The 19,450-nt window shown below is 60.1% G+C and carries 16 protein-coding genes; 15 read left to right on the top strand and 1 reads right to left on the bottom strand.

Translation table 11 applies throughout. The features are described 5' to 3' along the window. The first annotated feature begins 9 nt into the window (after window positions 1-9). Window positions 10-936 (top strand): hypothetical protein, encoded by a 927-nt coding sequence (locus F812_RS0103820; RefSeq protein WP_156827208.1) that lies wholly within the window; start codon window positions 10-12, stop codon window positions 934-936. A 66-nt stretch (window positions 937-1,002) separates the two neighbouring features. Here F812_RS0103820 and F812_RS27095 read toward each other — a convergent pair whose 3' ends face one another. Then, on the bottom strand, window positions 1,003-1,125 hold the full coding sequence (locus tag F812_RS27095; protein ID WP_020084636.1) for a hypothetical protein: 123 nt from the start codon (window positions 1,123-1,125) through the stop codon (window positions 1,003-1,005). Window positions 1,126-1,301: 176 nt separating this feature from the next. On the opposite strand from F812_RS27095, the gene F812_RS0103830 reads away from it, so the two are divergent. The 14 genes from F812_RS0103830 (at window position 1,302) to F812_RS0103895 (ending at window position 19,438) form a co-directional block, all read left to right on the top strand. Next, window positions 1,302-2,759, top strand: coding sequence for an O-antigen ligase family protein (locus F812_RS0103830; RefSeq protein ID WP_020084637.1), 1,458 nt, complete (start codon window positions 1,302-1,304; stop codon window positions 2,757-2,759). After that, window positions 2,756-3,517, top strand: a complete 762-nt coding sequence (locus F812_RS0103835) for a metallophosphoesterase family protein (RefSeq protein ID WP_020084638.1) — start codon at window positions 2,756-2,758, stop codon at window positions 3,515-3,517. The genes F812_RS0103830 and F812_RS0103835 overlap by 4 nt, the downstream gene beginning before the upstream one ends. A gap of 180 nt (window positions 3,518-3,697) precedes the next feature. Beyond that, window positions 3,698-4,309 (top strand): polysaccharide biosynthesis/export family protein, encoded by a 612-nt coding sequence (locus F812_RS0103840; RefSeq protein WP_020084639.1) that lies wholly within the window; start codon window positions 3,698-3,700, stop codon window positions 4,307-4,309. Window positions 4,310-4,568: 259 nt separating this feature from the next. Next, the gene (locus F812_RS0103845) at window positions 4,569-5,834 is read left to right on the top strand and encodes an outer membrane beta-barrel protein (RefSeq protein ID WP_083929051.1); all 1,266 of its coding nucleotides are present in this window, start codon (window positions 4,569-4,571) and stop codon (window positions 5,832-5,834) included. Window positions 5,835-5,989: 155 nt separating this feature from the next. Next, window positions 5,990-8,233: a GumC family protein gene (locus F812_RS0103850; RefSeq protein ID WP_020084641.1), complete on the top strand. Its 2,244-nt coding sequence runs from the start codon at window positions 5,990-5,992 to the stop codon at window positions 8,231-8,233. A gap of 20 nt (window positions 8,234-8,253) precedes the next feature. After that, window positions 8,254-8,982: a hypothetical protein gene (locus F812_RS0103855; protein WP_156827209.1), complete on the top strand. Its 729-nt coding sequence runs from the start codon at window positions 8,254-8,256 to the stop codon at window positions 8,980-8,982. A 139-nt stretch (window positions 8,983-9,121) separates the two neighbouring features. Next, window positions 9,122-10,660 (top strand): sugar transferase, encoded by a 1,539-nt coding sequence (locus F812_RS25220; protein ID WP_020084643.1) that lies wholly within the window; start codon window positions 9,122-9,124, stop codon window positions 10,658-10,660. Window positions 10,661-11,025: 365 nt separating this feature from the next. Beyond that, complete coding sequence (locus F812_RS22450; RefSeq protein WP_156827211.1) at window positions 11,026-11,973, top strand: FkbM family methyltransferase; 948 nt, start codon at window positions 11,026-11,028, stop codon at window positions 11,971-11,973. Next, entirely contained in the window at window positions 11,970-13,088 is a 1,119-nt protein-coding gene (gene wecB, locus F812_RS0103870; protein WP_026867828.1) for a non-hydrolyzing UDP-N-acetylglucosamine 2-epimerase, read from the top strand. Before F812_RS22450 ends, wecB begins: the two co-directional genes overlap by 4 nt. A 48-nt stretch (window positions 13,089-13,136) precedes the next feature. After that, entirely contained in the window at window positions 13,137-14,360 is a 1,224-nt protein-coding gene (locus F812_RS25910) for a glycosyltransferase (RefSeq protein ID WP_083929053.1), read from the top strand. 11 nt (window positions 14,361-14,371) lie between these two features. Next, complete coding sequence (locus tag F812_RS0103880) at window positions 14,372-15,901, top strand: lipopolysaccharide biosynthesis protein (RefSeq protein ID WP_020084647.1); 1,530 nt, start codon at window positions 14,372-14,374, stop codon at window positions 15,899-15,901. Continuing rightward, a complete protein-coding gene (locus F812_RS0103885; RefSeq protein ID WP_020084648.1) occupies window positions 15,898-17,085 on the top strand; it encodes a glycosyltransferase in 1,188 nt (395 codons plus the stop codon). Before F812_RS0103880 ends, F812_RS0103885 begins: the two co-directional genes overlap by 4 nt. After that, window positions 17,082-18,272: a glycosyltransferase gene (locus F812_RS25225; protein WP_020084649.1), complete on the top strand. Its 1,191-nt coding sequence runs from the start codon at window positions 17,082-17,084 to the stop codon at window positions 18,270-18,272. Before F812_RS0103885 ends, F812_RS25225 begins: the two co-directional genes overlap by 4 nt. Continuing rightward, window positions 18,269-19,438 carry a polysaccharide pyruvyl transferase family protein gene (locus F812_RS0103895; RefSeq protein ID WP_020084650.1) on the top strand — a complete coding sequence of 390 codons (1,170 nt, stop codon included), beginning with the start codon at window positions 18,269-18,271 and terminating at the stop codon, window positions 19,436-19,438. Before F812_RS25225 ends, F812_RS0103895 begins: the two co-directional genes overlap by 4 nt. Window positions 19,439-19,450 lie beyond the last annotated feature (12 nt).

Raw genomic sequence — 19,450 nt, forward strand, 5'->3', positions numbered from 1 at the left:
CGTAAAACAATGTCAAACACGGGAATGGCCGGGGGGGCTCTCCGGCTGCGTGGTCGTGCGCTGCGTACGACGATGCTTGCGCTTGGCGTCCTTTCGCTTCCGATGGAAGCCCTGGCGCAATCGGGCGATATCAGTTTCAACGGCGAGCTCAACTACGCGGCATTCCGCTCGGCGGCGTCGCGGGGACAGACCGTGACGATCCGCTATTCGCCGGGCGGGACGGGCGCGGCGGCCCTGGCCTTGGCGCGGGTCTCCAAAGTCGTGGTCGATGGGCCTTGCAACTCCGCCTGCGCTTGGTCGTTTGTGCGCAACGCAAACGCCTGCTTCACGCCCCGGGCGAGGTTCGGCTTTCACGCGGCGCACGACCCGGGGACAGGCCGACGGCTCAACGCCGCAACCTCCTATTGGCTGCAGGGCGTCCGGCCGAGCCTCAAGGGAAAGCTTGGCGCGCTCTTGTCAACGAGCAGCTTGATCAAGGTCAGCGCTTCCGAAATGCGCCGACACTATGGGGACCGTGTTTGCGGTTCGGAGCCGAGAACGGAGATCGCCTCGTTGGAGGTCAAGAAGTCAGCCTCGAAAGCCGGCTTGTTGCGGACGGCCAAAGCCAGATCCAACGTCGGCAAGACAGACTCCGTCGTTGCGGAAGCGGCCGTTACGAGCACACTCCTTCCAACACAGACAGAACTGGTCGCTGCTATCGATCTCCTCTCCGCAAGAGAGGAGACGAGAGGCTTGATGGTGGACGGGGAGGGAGCGCTGTCGACGCTTCTGTCGGCTACGCAGCTTGTGGAGACGGGCTTGATGGGTCGAGAGCTGCTTGTGTTCGCGAAGGCTCCGTCATCCGTCATGACGACGGCGCAAAGCGCTACGTCTGAGGGCGAAGCTGCTCCCAAATCCCTGTCACTGCTTTATCGTCGCGAAGTTACGTTCGCGTAGAAATCTGGAAACCCATTGGAAAGTGGCGTCCAGCGGGTTTCCGAGACGATAGAAGGGATGATCGAGTTAATTGACCGCCTGCGGCGAGGGCTGCGGGCGGTCATCCATTTCGGAGGTCCAGCGGCCGAGCGTAAAGCCCATGGCGAGACCGAGGCCCAGGCCAATCCATCCAATAGCGATCATCGTCATGGCAACACCTTAGATTTGCGAGTGTCTCCAGGGTGGGGCTGGCTGGCTAATTTTCCGTGAATTCTTGGCAATTCTGGGCGCACAGGTCTTCAGGCCACTTATTTCCTCCTCATTGCCGGGCTTCCTGCGGCAGCGTAAACAATCGTTGAGCTGAAGGACGTGCGGTTGCCGCGATCATGGGCAAGAACGCGCGTCCAACGACGTATTTCGGGGATGAGCCGGTCTTGGTTGCGGTGCTGCAGCGGTCAGTGGGGTGGGCGTTTCTGGTCGCGCTGGGTTTCGTGCCCTTGATTTTTGGCGCCAACGTTCCCCTGGCCTGGGGGATCAACGCGACTGCCTTTGGCGGTCTGCTCGTTCTGTTTTCCCTGATCGAGGTCGTCGCCAGAACCGGTCCCCTCATCACTGCGCGGCGGATTGCCGTTCCGCTTGTGACGTTCGGTCTGGTCATGGCGTGGATCTATGTGCAGGGCCAAACGTGGACGCCCGCCTGGACGCACGCGCCCGAATGGGCCAAGGCGTCGGAGCTCTTGGGCGAGACCTTACCGGGTAGGATCAGCGTCAACCCGGGCGAGACTTATCTCGGCCTGCTGCGTCTCGCGACGGCGACGTCCGTCTTTTTGCTGGCTCTGCAACTCGGCCGGGATCCGGTCTGGGCGACGCGCATTGTCGGGGCGATGGCCATCGCGGCTGCGATCCAGGCGATTTACGCGCTGGCCCTCGCTGCCATCGGGCCGGAGACAACATCCCGCCTTCTGCCTGCTTCGCTCTTCAAGTTTGAACAGCGGGAGGGCCTCACTGGCACATTCTACAACCGCAGCCATTTTGCGATCTACATGGCGCTGGGATTGGTGTGCACCTGGGGGCTGCTCAGCCGGGATCTACGGATGAGCCTGGTCGACCATGGCTTTCGGGACCGTCGCGAGATACTGGCCAGGATCGTTGGAATCGGACGCGGATTGGCCCTATACAGCGTATTGTTGATGCCGCTGCTTCTCGGGATGTTGCTCTCCAATTCGCGAGGTGGAGTGTTGTTCGGATTTTCGGCCGTGCTGCTGATGGTCTTTCTCGACAAGACGGAAAGCAAGCATGGCAAGGCACTGAGGCGCACAGCGCTCGCAATTGCCGTCCTGGGAGCAATTCTCGCGCTATCCGCCCGCGGGGAGCTTATCGGAACCCGTCTTGCAGGAACGACCTCAGAGAACACCGTCGACGACCGGGTGGCGACAGCCGTCATTACCTTAAAGGCCATCCAGGCGCGTCCGCTGCTCGGATACGGCTACGGAAGCTTCGCCAGTGTATTTCCGATGTTCCGGGACGACACCCTTCCGCTTCTTGGACGTTGGAAAGAAGCCCACAACAGCTATCTCGAGGCTATTCTTGGCCTTGGTGCGCCGATGGCGGCCGTCCTCTTCGGGGGCTTTGCGTGGATTGTGGGGGTCTGCGTGCGCGGCGTTCTGAAGCGGCGCCGCAATCGCCTTGCCCCGGCTGTCGCGGTGGCTGCGGCTCTCATCATTGCGCTGCACGCCGCGGTGGATTTTTCGATCCAGATCCAAGGCGTAGCGCTTGGGTTTGCAGCTTTGCTCGGTGCGGGGTATGCCCAATCCTGGAGCAGTCGCGAGCGGATAACGTCATGATTTCCAGATTTTTTGGCAAGAAACCTGAAGTGCGCTCCCTGCACCAGGCCCAACTGCCGGAAGGGCTTCGCGTCTATGCGATTGGGGATATCCACGGATGCGCCCATCTGCTCGATCGCCTGCATGATCAGATCGAGATGGATCTTCAATCCCGCCCGCCGGCAGACGTCCGGCTCATCTACCTCGGGGACTATATTGACCGCGGGCCGGATTCGGCGGGTGTGCTGGAACGGCTGTCGCTACCCTCTCCGGAGGGCATTGGCCGTGTTCTTCTGAAGGGCAACCATGAGGACATGCTGGGCAGCTTCTTGGCCGACCCAAACGTCGGCTCGTCGTGGCGGCAGCTCGGGGGCCTTGAAACGCTCCTCTCTTATCGTATTGACGTCAATGAAGTCCTTGGCCGCGTTGGTTTTGGGGGACTTGCTGACGAGCTCAGGAAACGGATGCCACCCTCCCATGTCCGGATGCTGTCTGAGCTCCAGACGTCGGTCAGTTTCGGCGATTATTTCTTCTGCCATGCCGGTGTGCGTCCTGGAGTTTCGCTAGAGCGGCAGGATCCGCGCGATCTGATGTGGATCCGGCACGAATTCCTTGGAAGCACGCAGGACTTCGGCAAGACCGTCGTACACGGCCATTCTCCGGTCGAACGTCCCGACGTACGTCCGAATCGGATTGACATCGACACGGGAGCCTATGCAACGGGCCATCTGACGGCCCTGGTGCTCGAGGGTGCGGAGCGGCGCTTCCTCACCACATAGGTGGCCATATTCTCCCGCTCCGCTGCGCCTCCCTCTTCCGTCGTCCCCCTTTCCGGACTATCCACATGGTAGGGAATGTTCGCGCGGGGATCATTATTGCTTCGCTGACTGCAATCGCCCAGTGTCTGCCACAAGAGGCCGGTATTGGACGAACGGCACATACTGGGTAGCGAAATTCGAATGCACATCCGGAGCTCTTCCGACTTCTCCTCCCGCCTGTGGCTACCGGTCATCCTGCTGGTGGCCTTCCTTTGCGCAGGCTGCAGCGGGCAGGCGCAGTTGGCTCCGAGTGCCATGGGAACCGTCGGCTCGACGAGCAGCACGGCTCCCCCACCTGCGCCCAAGCTCGAGAACGGCGACAAGGTCAAAGTCACGGTTTTCAATGAGCAGCAGCTGTCGGGCGAGTTCGTCGTTGACGGCACTGGGAATATTGCGTTTCCGCTGATCGGCCAGGTGCCGGTTGCCGGCCTGTCCGGCAACGAGGTGGAGCAGAGGCTTACGGAACGTCTTTCGGGCCGATATCTCATCAACCCCAAGGTCTCGGTCGAGGTCATGAGCCAGAGACCGATTTACCTGCTTGGGGAGGTTGGGAAGGCGGGGGAATATCCCTATCGGCCAGGGCTCAATGTGGTGAGTGCAATTGCCCTTGCTGGCGGCTTCAGTCCGCGGGCGTCCACCAACTATGTCACGATCCGTCGGGCGAGTGGTGGCGAGCTCAAGGATCACCCTGTCGATCCGAGTGTCATCGTGTATCCGGGCGATATGATCACGGTGCAGGAGCGGCTGTTCTAGCCGAATTCCGATGTCGCAAAGTATGCTCGGCCGCTGTGCAACTTGTCTGGGCGCAAGTCACAGGCGTGATTCAGTTGCGGGAGAGGCACAGCCTCGCCTTCGAGTTCGCTACTTAAGGGAGGACAACCTCCATTTGGTATTGCCAGTTCGTCTGCCAGCGTGCTTTAACGAACATTGAATGCACAGTGCTGAGCACAATTGAAGCCTCTGTTTTTGATTCACTTATTGGTAAGGCGTTGGCGGGTTTCAGGGGGGTAGTATGATGCGGGGGTATAAGTCTGGGAGGGCCGGGGGGCTCGCTCTGACGGCTGTATTTCTGACGGTCCCGGCGGCCGCCCAAGAGACGCCGGTGGGCGCCTCAAACTACCTGCCTACAAACGTCTCCGGCCTGCTTGCGCCTGGGTCCCGCCGCTATTCTCCCGGCATCCGCGCGGGCTCGTTCATCGTCGTCCCGGAAGCAAGCGCAACTCTGGTGTTCGACGACAACGTGTTCGCGACACCGACAAACACCAAGAGCGACTTCTACACGAACGTGGATGCGCGGGTTGGCGTGATCTCCAACTGGTCCCGCCATGCGCTAGAGCTCTACGCTGGTGGTGGCGGTAACTTCTACAACGACTACGACAGCGAGAATACGGGCTACGCGAACGTTGGAATTGCGGGTCGCCTTGATATCCAGCGCAACTTCTATGTGAAGGCCTTCGGCGGCTACGAGTACGGGTACGAGGCGCGCGGTTCAGGCGAGTCGTTCCAGAACTTCCTGGAGCCTATCAAGACTCAGACGCTCGGCGGTGGCGTTCTCGTCCATAAGGGCTTCAACCGCCTGTGGGGTGAGGTCAGCGGCACGGTGCGCGACGAGGAATTCTTTGACGCAAAGGTCCTCATGGGAGAGATCGATCAGTCTTTCCGCAACGGCACCGCCTACGAGGCGACCGCCCGACTGGGTTATGAGATCAGCCCAAAGACCTCGGTGTTTGCGGAAACCTCCTACGACACCCGCGAATATGAAGACGCACGGATGGATGGCGAGGGCTATAAGGTTGGCGCCGGTGTCCGCTATGAGCTGACGCGCATCACGTCCGCCGAAGCTGCGATTGGCTTCCGCTCCTATGAGCCGGATCTGGCCACTCTCAAATCGATCGATGACTGGTATTACCGCGCTCAATTGCGCTGGGACGTCTCTCCGCTGCTGACCGTTGCTCTTGTCGGCTCTCGTGACGTCGGCTCACCGAGCCAGTACGCGACCGGTTCGAACCGCATCAACACCGAAGTCGGTGTTCGTGCGGACTATGCGTGGCGGCGCGACGTTGCTTTCAATGCAGGCCTTGCCTACGGCAACGCCGAATACGTGGACGGCAGCCGGGACGACGATTACTTCCGGGCCACCGCGGGAGTGGATTATCTCTTCCGTCCGTGGCTGACGGTTTGGGCCAACTATTCGTATCTCGATTACGAGAGCAACATCGTTCCGACGATCGACTACGACAAGAGCGTCTTTAGCGTGGGTCTTAAGACGCAGTACTAGCGCCTGAGCGCTTATAGCCAATCGTATGCATTGGAGCCGTTGTCCGTTGCGACCATTCGTAGACTGAAACCTGCTGACACTCTTTGGGCTGGTTTATTGATTAGTCCCTGACCGGTCAGGTTTCTGTTGGTTGATTCAGACAGCGTAGGTTTTTGATGAACAGCCAGTTCAAGACCAGTCAGGTCGAGGCGTTGTCGGTTCCCTATGAGGACGAAGGCCCATCATTTGCCGCGCAGCTCCGCGGCATTTACGCAATGGTCTTACGGCGCTGGCTGGTCATAGTCAGTGCAATTGCAACTGTGCTGGCTCTTGCTGTCGTCTGGCTGCTTCAGGCCACACCAATTTACACGGCCACAACCCAGCTCCTGATTGATCCCCGCAAGGAGCGTGTCCTCCGTGAGGAAGCTGTCGTCGGAGACATAACGTTAGATACAAGCAGCATTGCCACTGAAGTGTCGCTGGTCCAGTCCTTCTCGGTGGCGCGCCGGGCGGCCGAGAAGCTCAACCTCGAAAAGGATTCCAGGTTTTCTGGCTCGGCTCCTTCCTTCAGTCTCAAAGCGTGGCTTGTGAGTTTTCTTCCTAAGGGCGCCCCGGAGGACGATGCGCCGAAGACCGAACAAGACGCGGCAGGTTCGCTGCCACACCGTCAGCTGGACATTATCAAGGAAGTGCAAGAAGGCGTTTCCGTAAAGCGTGTCGGACCGACATATTTTATCGAAGTCTCCTACTCGCATCCGAATTCGAAACTCTCCGCCGACCTCGCCAATGCAGTCGCAGAATCTTACCTGCTGGAACAATTAGAGGCTCGCTATCAAGGTGCACGACGAGCCGCAACTTGGCTCAGTGAGCGCGTTGCAGCGCTTCGTGGACAACTTGAGACGTCAGAGCGCGTCCTCGCCGAGCATCGGGCTAAGCACAATCTGGTCACAGCACAGGCCGGGACATTAGCGGAGCAGCAGGCAAGCTCCATCAACACACAACTCGTTGCCGCGAGGGCGCAGACGGTTGAGAAAAGGGCACAGTACGATCAGGCGCAGCGTACGCTGGAAGGCGGAGCTGGGATTGAAAGCGTTGCTGCCGTCGTCAATTCGCCGGCAATTGTCGGGCTTCGTACCCAGGCTGCGGAGCTTGGACGCCAGGAAGCAGATCTCCTGACGCGTTATGGACCGGAACATCCCTCGGTGGTCAAACTCCGTGCAGAGAGGGGGGATATCCGGCGGCAGATCTCTCAGGAAGTGGCGCGCGTCGTCCAGACGCTCAAGACTGACTATGAGTTTGCGCTGAAGAAGGAGCAGTCACTCGAGACCAGCCTGCGGGAGCTGACCGGCGCCAACAGCAATGATCAGGCCGTCATCCGCCTTCGTGAGCTCGAGCGCGACGCCCAAGCGAACCGTGTGCTGTACGAATCTCTCCTCACCCGCTTCAAAGAAGCAGAACAGCAGACCAGCCTCCAGTCGGCCGAGTCGCGTGTAATCGCACCGGCATTTGAGCCGACGGTGCCGAGCTATCCCCGGAAAGGGCGTACTCTTCTCCTCGCCTTGCTCGCGGGCCTTGCGCTTGGGCTTGGCGCCGGCTTCCTCCTCGAGCAAGTCGAGAGCGGATTTACGACGGTCGAGCAGCTCGAGCAGGCCACGCAGTTCCCAGTATTGGCGATCGTGCCGAAGCTGGATTCCAAGGAACAAATGGTTGAGGGACGCAAGCTCTCCATCCCTGAGTATGTCGCGGTGAAGCCTCTTTCTCGGTTTGGTGAAAGCATCCGCAGCGTTCGCGTTAGCGCGCTGATGTCGAACATAGACCAGCCACCGAAGTTGATCCTAGTAACCTCGTCAGTCCCGTCTGAGGGAAAATCGACGATTACGCAATCGCTTGCTCACTCTGCGGCGGCCTCAAATCAGAGGGTGCTGCTGATCGACTGCGATCTCCGGCATCCTTCGACATCGAAATATTTCAAACTGCACGAAGGTCCAGGGTTGACGGATCTCTTAATGGGGCAAGCACCACCTGACAAAGTATTCCTGCGTGGCCCGTTCCCCAATTTCACGATCGTGCCGGCTGGAACGACGACACGACATCCGCCGGATATCCTTGCGTCGGAACGGCTCCGTGCCCTACTTGCTTCCGTGAAGGAAAGCTATGATGTTGTTTTTATCGATGCGCCTCCTGTTTCTCCTGTCATCGATAGTGCCATCCTGTCCAGGATTGTCGACAAGGTTATTTATGTCGTGCATTGGCGCGAAACACCGCGTGACCTTGTTCAGAGAAGCCTACAGGCCCTCGATAATCCGAGACAGAAGATTGCAGGCTTGGTGCTGAACAACGCGCAGCTTCGCCACATGTCCAGCTATTCCTCTTACTATACGTACTATCATAAGAAATATCAGAACTATTACTCTTCTTAGCTGGCCTAGTGGTTCTCGCCATGCTTCGTTTCCTTTTCACGATGATCGGCTTGTTGCTGTTTATTTCCGGAACCAGCCTTTGGCAGCAGGAAGCCGAAGTGACCAATGCGCGTTTCGTGGCGCGAGATTTGGGGCAGCGGTCTTTCAAAGCCGAAAGCAACGAAATTGAGAGGGCGTACGTCGCCCTAGCTTCGCGCGAGCCATCGCGGTCGGATTGGGCAGACCCAGAGCTCGGCCTAGCGTTGGAACTCGATCGAATGGGGTTTCCGCCAGGCTTTGTTCCCACGCCAGTGCGGGAACATCGCGTACGCAATTCTGCAGAACATCTAGCCAGCTCTTCTCCGTCTGCTGCTGCTGCGTGGTGTGTCTTGGCGTTGTCCGAGGTCAAGGCAGAGGTTCCAACGGCAGGAGTGTTTGAAGAACGACTTCGCTCCTGTTTCGTCTTTGGACCGCGTGAGATCTCCGTTGTCGAAATGCGCGTTCACTTGGCTCTTGCCACGTGGAGCAAGCTTCCAAAAGATCTAAAAACGGCCGCGTTGATTGACGTCGCGTCGGCCCTGCAAGAGCGGCACACGCGCGACTGGATGCTTGACCGACTGGCTTATGGTGTTGCGGTTATTGCGCCTGCCCAGGAAGCAACCGTTCTATCCTTGCTAGACCCATATGGCGCTGACCTGGAGCAGCCCTTCCAAAAGCAAGTGCTTTCCTATCGCCAAGCGCAAGCGGGGCGGATTGATCGGTTTCAATAAGGGAAGATCCCGGGCGAGAATTGTTATAATTTCAATGTTCCGCCGAAGTTGCATTAAAGATGCTTTTCTGCTTCCAGTTTTGTGCAATGTGCTGATATAGGTACACTGATTGATGGGGGTATATTGCCGCGAGGGGGTAATGCGTGCGCTTGTGATGTTACTGCTGGACCTCGGCGCGATCGCAATTGCCGCGGTTGGTTCGCTCCTGCTGAGGGATAATCTAGAATTTTCGCCTGAGCGCATGGTGGCGCTCACACCATATTTGTTGTTTTCCGTTGGCGCCGGCGCACTCCTGCTGCCGGTTGTCGGAACGAACCGCGGCTTTTGGCGTTACAGCACATTCAGCGATTTCTTGCGTGTATCCATCGGTGCACCACTAACGGTTCTAGCCGCCACCAGCGCGACTTTTGCTTACGATAGGCTTGAGGGGTTGGCACGCGCCATACCCGTTCTCCATGTGATCTTGGCGGTGGCATTGATGTGCGCACTGCGTGCTGCCATGCGCCTACGCCACGGTCTGCGATCGCGTGCGAAAATAGCGCCGGCGCTTGACGCTCCTGTGCGCTCCGAAACGGTTCTGATTCTTGGGTTGAATACTGTCGCTGAACTCTTCATACGTGCTGCAAAGCAGTTTGCAGCCGACGCAATCCACATTGCGGGCGTGCTTGGCCGGAACGATCGACATAGGGGTCGTTTTTTGCACGGCGTATCCATACTTGGACTTCCGGATGAGCTGTTAGAAGTCCTGCGACGGCTGGAAGTTCACGGTGTTGAGATCAATCGAATTGTTGTGACCGTTGCGCCGTCGGAGCTTTCACCGCAAGTTCGCGACGCTCTTGGCTCGATAGAAGACAGCACAGGAATCACAATTGACTACTTCTCAGAGCGGTTGAGGCTCGAGGCCGACAATTCAATCCAGCATCCGCCTCCGCCGTTATCCGAGGATGGTCCAGGAGGTTCGCGAGGAGGCTCATTGCCCACCCTTCGGGCCATTGTAGATGGTGGGGTGATCGTGCGACCATATTGGCGCATCAAGCGTGCAACTGATTTCGCCCTATCTCTCGTGATGATTGTAGCGACTGCGCCTTTGATGGTGATTATAGCTGCGGCGGTGGCCCTGGACGTCGGTGTGCCGGTTCTGTTTTGGCAGGAACGCCCAGGTGTTTTTGGAAGGCGGATGAAGCTCTATAAATTCCGTACCATGCGTTCTGCACACGATGAGCTTGGTCGGCGCATTTCCGAAGAACACCGATCCTCGCTTGTGGGACGCTTTCTGCGCCGCACGCGGCTCGACGAGCTTCCGCAGCTCTTTAATATCTTGATTGGGGAGATGTCCTTCATTGGGCCGCGGCCGCTTCTGCCTGTGGATCAGTCTCCTGCGCACTCGGGGCGCCTCGCTGTTCGCCCTGGACTTACTGGATGGGCACAGGTTCACGGAGGACGAGAGGTGGGTGCTTCAGACAAAGCCGCGATGGATGTTTGGTATATCTTCAATGCCAGCTTCCAAAATGACCTTGCGATCTCATTAAAAACAGTGCGTATGGTGATCCTCGGCGAAAAGGTCGATGCCAAAAGAATTGAGCAGGCTTGGCAGGAGGTGGGGTTTTGGGAGGGAAACAATCTATCGTTGCCCCGGTCGGTGGGGCCTGCGGCTATTTCGGTGCGAATTGTTGCCTGACATCATTTATTTTATCCCCGCAAGCATTTGTATTTTGGACGGTCTGATTTAGTTTGGTCGGGATTGTCGTTGGAGCTTCTGGTCATTCTCACCTGGCGCGGAGTCGGGCGGAGTGCGGTAGCTATATGTTGTGTCACTGCATGTCGCTTCTTGAGGATTTAGAGACAAGCGGGTGTTTCGCTTGTCTGGTGTTGGATGGGCGCCAATGCGTGAAAGCACATGGGATAATCGGCATCCTCGGGCGTGCCTTTACCACGCGCTGTTAAAGTTGGTTGGACGTTCCGACGCCGCGCAGACACGAAGTGTCGAAGGGCAGGCGGGATTATCGGGCATGCCCAATAATCCTTAAGCGTAATTAGAACCAAGTGGCGTCAATTCTTCCAACACTCCAGTTCATTGCCCGCCATCCGCTGAGTTCCAGGCGGCCCTTCAGCGCCTATTGGCGCTATGCGCGCTGGCAGGTCGAAAGTCGGTTGCGAGATGAGGTCGAATTCCACTGGATCGAAGGATCTAAGCTAATCGTTCGTAACGGCATGACCGGAGCGACGGGCAACATCTATTGTGGGCTCCACGAATTCGTGGACATGGCTTTCCTCCTTCACCTGCTGCGACCCGGCGACCTGTTCGTCGACGTGGGTGCCAACATCGGGAGCTATACGGTGCTCGCGTCGGCCGTATGCGGCGCCCGTTCTATCGCGATAGAGCCTGATCCCGGCACGGTTCAGTCGCTCAAGAGAAACGTTGAGATAAACCGGATCGGTGATCGCGTGACAGTCATTGAGGCAGCTATTGGCGCTGCGGCGGGAATGGTGCGCTTCACGGTCGGCAAGGACACGACCAATCGGGTTGCTGCGGCTTCCGACGAAGCAACGCGCGAGGTCAAGGTTCGTACGCTCGACGACATTCTGGCGAACACAGACCCGGTGCTGATCAAGATGGACGTCGAGGGTTACGAGCCACAGGTCATAGCTGGCGCTTTGGCTACCCTTGCGAAGCAGTCACTTGCGGCTGTGATCACAGAGACCACCGATCCAATGATTGAATCTGTGATGAAAAACTGTGGCTTTGTTCGCGCGACCTATTCGCCCATTGAACGATCGATCGTAGCAGGCGGGGGGCGAGTCGCACAATACGCTGTTCGTCAAGCTCGATCAGGTCAGGGAACGGCTAAAGACGGCCCTTCGCCGAGATGTCGTGGGCATCGCCTTATGAACTATCACCAAAAATACGCGACGGCTTACGTGAACGATCATACAGAGTGGTTGAGGCGGTGCCCCCTTTGTGCGCGGGGCCTCGGATCAGCAACGCCGTGAAAGTCGCCGTGGTTCTCGGCACGCGTCCGGAGGCGATCAAGCTTGCGCCCGTGATCCTGTCGCTGCGCAAAATGCACAATCTCGCGACGCTCGTGGTGAACAGCGGCCAGCACCGCGAACTCAGCGTAAAGGCGCTCAGCGCGTTCGGCATCGTGCCAGATATCGATCTGACCATCATGCAGCCAGGTCAGACCATTGCGGAGTTGACCAGCCGCCTCTTCGCATCACTTGATCGAATGCTCGATACCGAACGGCCAGACTGGGTTATTGTGCAGGGCGATACGTCAACAGCAATGGTGGCTGCTGTTACGGCATTCTATCGACGTATCAAAGTCGCACACGTCGAGGCGGGACTTCGAAGTTTCGACATCTGGGCACCGTTTCCGGAGGAAGCCAACCGCGTCTTTGTAAGCCATGTCGCAACGCACAGTTTTGCTCCCACAGCATTGTCACGCGACAATCTCTTGAGGCTGGGGGTGGACGAGAGCGCCATCACCGTGACTGGCAACACGGTCGTGGATGCACTGAGGCTCTTGCGCCCGGGGCTCAATGGGATTGAGCTCGATGCGGCTCTGGGCCCGGCGGTAATGGCGGATCTCGAAGTTTACACGCCGATTCTGGTCACTAGCCATCGGCGCGAATCGTTCGGCGCCGGCCTCGATGGCATATGCACGGCGCTGAGTGAGATTGCTGCGCGCTTCGAGGACCATGCGATCATCTATCCGGTGCATCCCAATCCGAACGTGCGGGAGTTCGTGGTCCAACGTCTGGGCGGCAGACCGCGCATACACCTCGTCGAGCCGTTGGGCTACCTAGAGTTGCTCGCCGTCATGAACCGATCGACGCTGATTTTGACAGATTCTGGCGGTATACAGGAGGAGGCCCCTTCCTTCGGCAAGCCGGTGCTCATCCTGCGCGACGTGACTGAGCGACCCGAGGTCGTTGAAGTAGGGGCGGGGCGGCTCGTCGGAACAGATGCTCAGCGGATCGTTGCAGGCACTGTCGAGCTTCTGAGCGATGCCGTCGCATACGCGAGGATGGCCCGTGCGGGTAATCCCTTCGGGGACGGTTTCGCCGCAGAGCGGATCGTCGATGCGATCACTGCATCGGCTTAGAGGCGTCCAGACTATCCAGTTTATGCACACGGTTAAGTAGTTGATATTATGCGCATTGCGGTTATCACTCCGTGGTTCCCGAATAAGCGCGATGGATGGCCTGCGCGATTTATATCTGATTCAGCTATCGCTTTAGCTAGGGCTGGAACTCGGGTCTCCGTCAATGTCTTGAGAGGGTGGGCTCCGATTGGACTAGAAAGGTACGCTTCGCGCGAGCATCGCGGCCACATTGATCGGTCTGATTTCCACGAAATCGAACGGCTCCAGACAACACGTTACCTAACCTTACCAAGTGAACTGACGCGCCTCTTAACAAATATTTCGCTGGACAGAACAGTTGAAGCCGTTCTTACGCAAGAGATCTCTACTTTCCGACCGGACGCAGTTCACGTGCACACCGAATTGCTGGCACCAGCAGCGGTCAAGGTGGCAACAAGATATAAGTTGCCCGTGATCATAACGATCCACGGAGAAAATACTAACAAGCAATATACTGAAGCACCACAGCAAGCGCTCCGATTTAGGACCGCCCTGTCAAGAGCAGATCGGATTGTGGTCGTAGGCGAGCCGCTAAGAGCCTACGCCGCCCGCCTCGCCGGCCGCGAGGACCATATCGTCAGCGTCTGGAACGGCGTCGAGCCGCCGGCAGGCCAGCGCCAGGCGCCGACGCCGGACGCCGAACCGATCGAGTTGATCTGCGTGGCGAATCTGCAAGAGGGCAAGGGCGTCGATCTGCTGATTGACGCGCTCGCTCGGCTCGAGCCGACGCCGGGCTCGGACCTCGCGGAATGGCGGCTCACATTGATCGGCGACGGTCCGCTGCGCAAGGAACTCCAACGCCAAGCGGAAGCGGCCGGACTGAAGGCGCGGGTTGCCTTCGCAGGAACAATGACGAATGCCGAGGTTTTCGACCGCCTATTGCGCGCCGACATTTTCGCCCTGCCCTCCTATCGCGAGGCGTTCGGCGTCGCCTACATCGAAGCGATGGCCTCCGGCCTGTTGACCATCGGCGTCGAAGGACAAGGTCCATCGCAGTTCATCGAGCACGGCCGCACCGGCTTGCTGGTGAAGCCGCGCGACGTCGCCTCCCTCGAGACAGCGCTGCGCAGCGCGTTGACGGATAGGCAGCGTTCCTGGCGGGCGATCGCCCAGTCCGGCGCCACCTTCGCACGCAGCGCCTGCGTTTGGTCCGCGCATGCGGAAAAGCTGCTTGAGACGTACCGGGCGGTGGCGTCGTCGTCGAGCAGCGACGTCGACCAATACCGCGTCTGAGCCGACTTCGCATGGCCGCCGCCTCGCATTCGATAGCCTTCAATACGCTGGTTCTTTGGGCGCGTATTGCGGCGACAATGGCGGCCACGATCTTTGCCACGCGTTTCGCCCTGCTGGCGCTGGGCGTCGACGCCTTCGGCGTTTACGCGGCGATCGCCAGCTTGCCACTGATGCTGGGCTTCCTTACCGGCGCCATGGGTGCGGTCACGCAGCGGATGCTGGCGTCCGGCCTCGCCAAGGAGCCGTCGGGCATGCGGCGCATCTTCAACGCAAGCCTGGGGCCACATCTTGCGATCGCGCTGCTAATCGTGGCCGCCGGCGAGACGCTCGGCGTGTGGTTGCTCGAAAACGCGCTTAGCATGCCGGACGAATTGCGCGGCTCCGCCCGCATTGCGTTGCGGATCTCGGTCGCCGCCGCGGCGCTTGGGGCGTTTCTAGCTCCTTACGAAACCCTGCTGCAGACGAGAGAACGCTTCGCGCCGTTTGCCGTACTCGATATTTTTAGGTCATTGATCGTGCTCATTGGAAGCTGGATGTTGCTCGACTATTCGGGCGATCGCTTACTCGGATATGCGACGGTGCAGGCTGCCGCCGCCGCCAGCGCCATGCTGATCGGTTCGCTGATCGCCGCGTGGCAATATCCTGAGAGCCGGTTGCGTCCACTGCAGATGATCGACCGCTCCGAGCTTCGTCAGCGATTGGGCCTATTTTCGTGGACAATCTTCGGCTCGCTGGCGACGATCGCGCGAATTCAAGGTTTCGTAGTCCTCGCCAACGTTTTATTTGGACCAGCCGCCAGCGCCGCGCTCGGGGTAGGCAACCAGTTGATCGGCGTACTTAGGCAGCTCTCGACGGCGGTGAGTCAGGCAGTCACTCCAAAGATTTACATGATCGAAGCGGCGGGTGAGCGTAGTCAAATGATCGGCGCCGCGCTGCTCGCCTGTAAATATGCCGGTCTGATCGGCGCTATCCTCGCCGCGCCGCTGATGATCGAACTACCGACGGTGCTCGGGCTATGGCTCGGCTCGCCTCCGCCAGGGGCCTCGGAGGCAATCGCTTTACTGACGATCGCGTTCCTTCTGGATCAGCTCTCATACTCGATAGGCGTTGCGCATCTAGCGATTGGCCGCATCGCCTTGTACCAGCTCGTATGCGGGCTTGTGACCATTGCCGCGCTTCCTTTGGGCTATGTCGCGGCCAAGCTGGGCGGTGGCTTGCCGGACGCATTGACAGCGTTGATAACGACCTCCGGCCTGGTGGCGGTGCTGCGGCTGTTCTTACTTGAGACGCATTCGCCGGGTGCAGTTCGATCCTGGCTACGGACTACTACGGCGCCGGTCACCTTCGCCTTTGGCGCTGGTTTACTCGCCGGCCTAGCTGTCGCCTCCCTGCTGGAGCCGAGCTTCGCGCGCGTGATCGCCACAACCATCGCCAGTTCTGCCGCCCTTCTGGCTGTGACCTATGTCAGTCTCGACACGCTGGAGAAGACAACCTTGGAAACGCTGATTTTGCGGCGGTTGTTTCGCGGCACGGCCCGATGACGACACCTTCCGTCGCCAAGCCGAAAGCCGTCGTAGCGCATCCGCTCTGGGGGCGGGGCGGCGCCGAGTGTGCGGCGATGTGGATCATCGAAGCGTTGCTTCGCGATTTCGATGTGACAGTTTACACTCGCGGCGGCTTTGATCTCAACGCGCTGAACAGATTGGCCAATCTAAAGATCGCCCCCTCGCAGGTGCGAATTCGCATCGCCGAGCGCACCAACGCTTGGCCGCTCGGCACCTTAGCACATGGGGATTATCTCCGCTCGCTTAGAGCGGTTGGCGCTGAGTACGATTTGCGCGTGACTGCCTCAGGGGTCGTCCATTGGGGCCTTCCAGCAATGCATTTCATCTCGAGCGCGGTCTGGAACGATACATTGGCGGATAAATTTGACGCGCCCAATGCGCCGCGTAATCGCTCGATGGCTCGGGCGATGGCTTGGCGCCTCGCCTCAGTCATTTCCGGGGAGCGCGTTAGATCCCTGCATAACGATCTATTCATTGCGAATTCGCATTGGACTGCGCGTCAATCCGCGCCGTTTTGCCCTGGCCCAATCGAAATGATCTACCCGGCGGTGCCGCTCTCTGGGCCCGGACCGGACTGGGACCGGCGCGAGGACGGCGTTCTCGTTTTCGGGCGAGTCTCGCCGGAGAAGCGCATTGAGACCTGCATCAACATCATTGAACGCCTGCGCAAGTCTGGATCGTCGCTGCGGCTTTGCATCGCCGGGCCAAACGGTGACGTAGGGTATGGCGCGAGGATCGACGCGCTTTGCCGCGAACGCTCGGGATGGATCGAACGCGTCCCATTCGTCAACGGCATCGCCAAGCAGCACCTGCTCGGTCGATTCCGATATGGATTGAGCGCCTGCGAGATCGAGGCCTTCGGCATCGCGACCGCAGAAATGACTGCGGCTGGTATCGTCGTGTTCGCTCCGCAGGCCGGAGCGCAACGCGAGATCCTGAACGATCCGCGTCAGCTTTACAGTTCGGTTGACGAGGCAATTTCGCACTTCGGCGGGCTCTTGGATGATCAGCTGTTGCAGCGCAACCTGCACGTAAAAGCGAGCACAGCAAGTCAGCAGTTCGCGCCGGAACATTTCATCAGCAAGGTGCAGGATCTCGCCGGGCGCTTTGTCGTTGGCTCGGGGCTGGACGAAGTCGCTGCCCCGGAGCAGACCGCATGAGCAATCTGATGGTGCTGCACGCCGTGCCGGATCTTCGCCGCGCGGCCGGAGGGATCGCGGCCGTCTTGCCGGCGCTGTGCGAGGCTTTACGGGAGGAGGGCGTCGAGTCGCGCATCCTCACTTTCTCGCAGGATGAGAGCGACGCCCTGGCCGACCGAACGACATTGCTCCCGGAGCGCTTCCCTTGGGCGCTGGCCAGACGTATGCGCGCTGAGACAGCGCGCTGGCGCGAGGAGGCGCATCGCGGCGGACGCGACTTCATATGCCACAGTCACGGCATCTGGAGCTTCCTCAATCACGGGCTGGCCACGGCGGCACGAGCCGAACGGGCGCCGCTGGCGATCAGCATGCACGGCATGCTGCTGCCCTGGGCGCGGCGACACAAGGCGATGCGCAAAGCGGTGGCTTGGCGGCTGTATCAAGAGCGCGACCTGGCGCGTGCCGATGCGACCCATGTGACGTCGGAGGCCGAGCGCGCCGCCGCCGAGGCGGCCGGCGTGCACGGTCCCTTTGCCGTTATCCCGTTCGGTGTCGATCTTCCACAAGCGGAAGCTGCAATCCCAGCCGCACCTGCCGCACCAGCCGCGGCCTCCCGGGCATCGGTGCAGGAGCGCACGCTGCTGTTCTTGGGCCGCGTGCATCCGATCAAGAACATTGACGGCCTGCTCGTGGCCTTCGCCCGAGCGAAGCTCGATGGCTGGCGGCTGCGCATCGTCGGTCCGGACGACGGCGGCCACCGCGAAGCTCTGTGGCGGCTGGCACAGGAACTCGGCGTCGCCGACCGCCTCAACTTTGAGGAGCCGGCTTTCGGCGAGGCCAAGGCGCGGCTGCTCGAACAAACCGATTTGCTGATCCTGCCCAGCCATTCTGAGAATTTCGGCGTGGTGGTGGCCGAAGCCCTAGCCTATGGCACGCCGGCGATTGCCTCGACCGGCACGCCCTGGTCCGCGCTCGAGAGCCAAAGTTGCGGTTGGTGGGTTTCACCCGAGCCGGACGAACTGGCCGCAACCCTCCGCTTCGCCTCGCTCATGGCTCCAGAGGCGCTGCGCGCGATGGGCGCCCGCGGCCGCGCCTACGTGCAAACCCATCTCACCTGGCCGACCTGCGCTCGGCGGATGACGGACCTCTATCGCAGCCTGGCCGCGCAAGGGGGGCGGGGGCAACCGCTATCGGTGTCCATGTCATGAGCGCCGCCGCGACCGCCCCTCGAACCGGATCTGCCCGAACCATCCTGCTGCGCGGGAACTACGCCGAAGGCAATTTCGGCGACGACGCCTTGGCGATCGCGGCGCAGCGGCTGCTCGCACCTCATGCGGTGCAGATCGCGACGGATGTCGAACTCGCCTACCGCGACCGGCGGCTCGACGGATTGCGACGCCGCGGCGCGCATGAGGAACGATTCGACACCATCGTCTATGGCGGCGGCACGCAGTTCTTCTCGTTCAAACATGATCCGCCGGCGGCACTGGCCCCGCTAGCGCAACGCGTACTCCGGAAGTTGACGCGGCCGTTGAGCTTGATCGACAGCTACCGCGCGCGGCGGCGACATTGGATCGAGTTCCGCACGCCGCGGTTGGGGATCGGCATCGGCGTCGGTCCGTTTCCGGTTGGTAGCCCGGCCGAAGCGGCCGCGGCGAGCCTTCTGAAAGGTATGGCACTCGTTTGGGTGCGCGACGACGCCTCCATGGCATTCTGCGAGCGACATGGGGTCGAAACGGCGTTGCGAAGCGCTGACTTGTGCTTCAGCTCGGCCTTCGCCGAGGCGACGCACAAGCTGCCGAGCGCGCCGGAGCGAACCGACGGCCGCAAGCAGGTCGGTGTCATTCTGCGCGACTGGAAGGCTTGGGACGACGCCTATTTCGAGGCGGCGATCGAAGCTGCGCGACGGCTGCGCGACCAAGGCGTCGAGCCAACGTTCTTCTCTCTGGCTTCGTCGGATACGCGTTTTCTTGCTGCGCTATCGCGCAGCGGCGAGCCCGTGACCGCTTGGCGTTGCGAGGCTGGCGCTTTCGAGACGTTTTGGCACGCTCTCGCGCAAATGGACCTTGTCGTCACTGCGCGTTTTCACGGCGCCGTCTTTGCTGTATTGGGCGAAACGCCCTTCCTCGCGATCGGCATCGAGCCGAAGCTGGAATTGGTTCGGGATTGGGCTCCGGCCAGCGAAGCGCCGGAGGTGACTATGCCAGCGACAACCGATCCCGAGTTGATTGCACGGCGCGTTCTCGCAGCCCTCGGCGAGATCGAGCACCGGCGCGAGGCGGCGCGAGCTATGCTGCGGGAGCAGCGCCGCCTGGCCGCGAGCGGCGAGCAGCGCTTGGCAGCTTATTTCGATGGTGGACGCGCGCGGCCATGAGCTTTCCGGTAG

The organism is Hyphomicrobium zavarzinii ATCC 27496 (assembly GCF_000383415.1).
Lineage (GTDB): Bacteria > Pseudomonadota > Alphaproteobacteria > Rhizobiales > Hyphomicrobiaceae > Hyphomicrobium_C > Hyphomicrobium_C zavarzinii.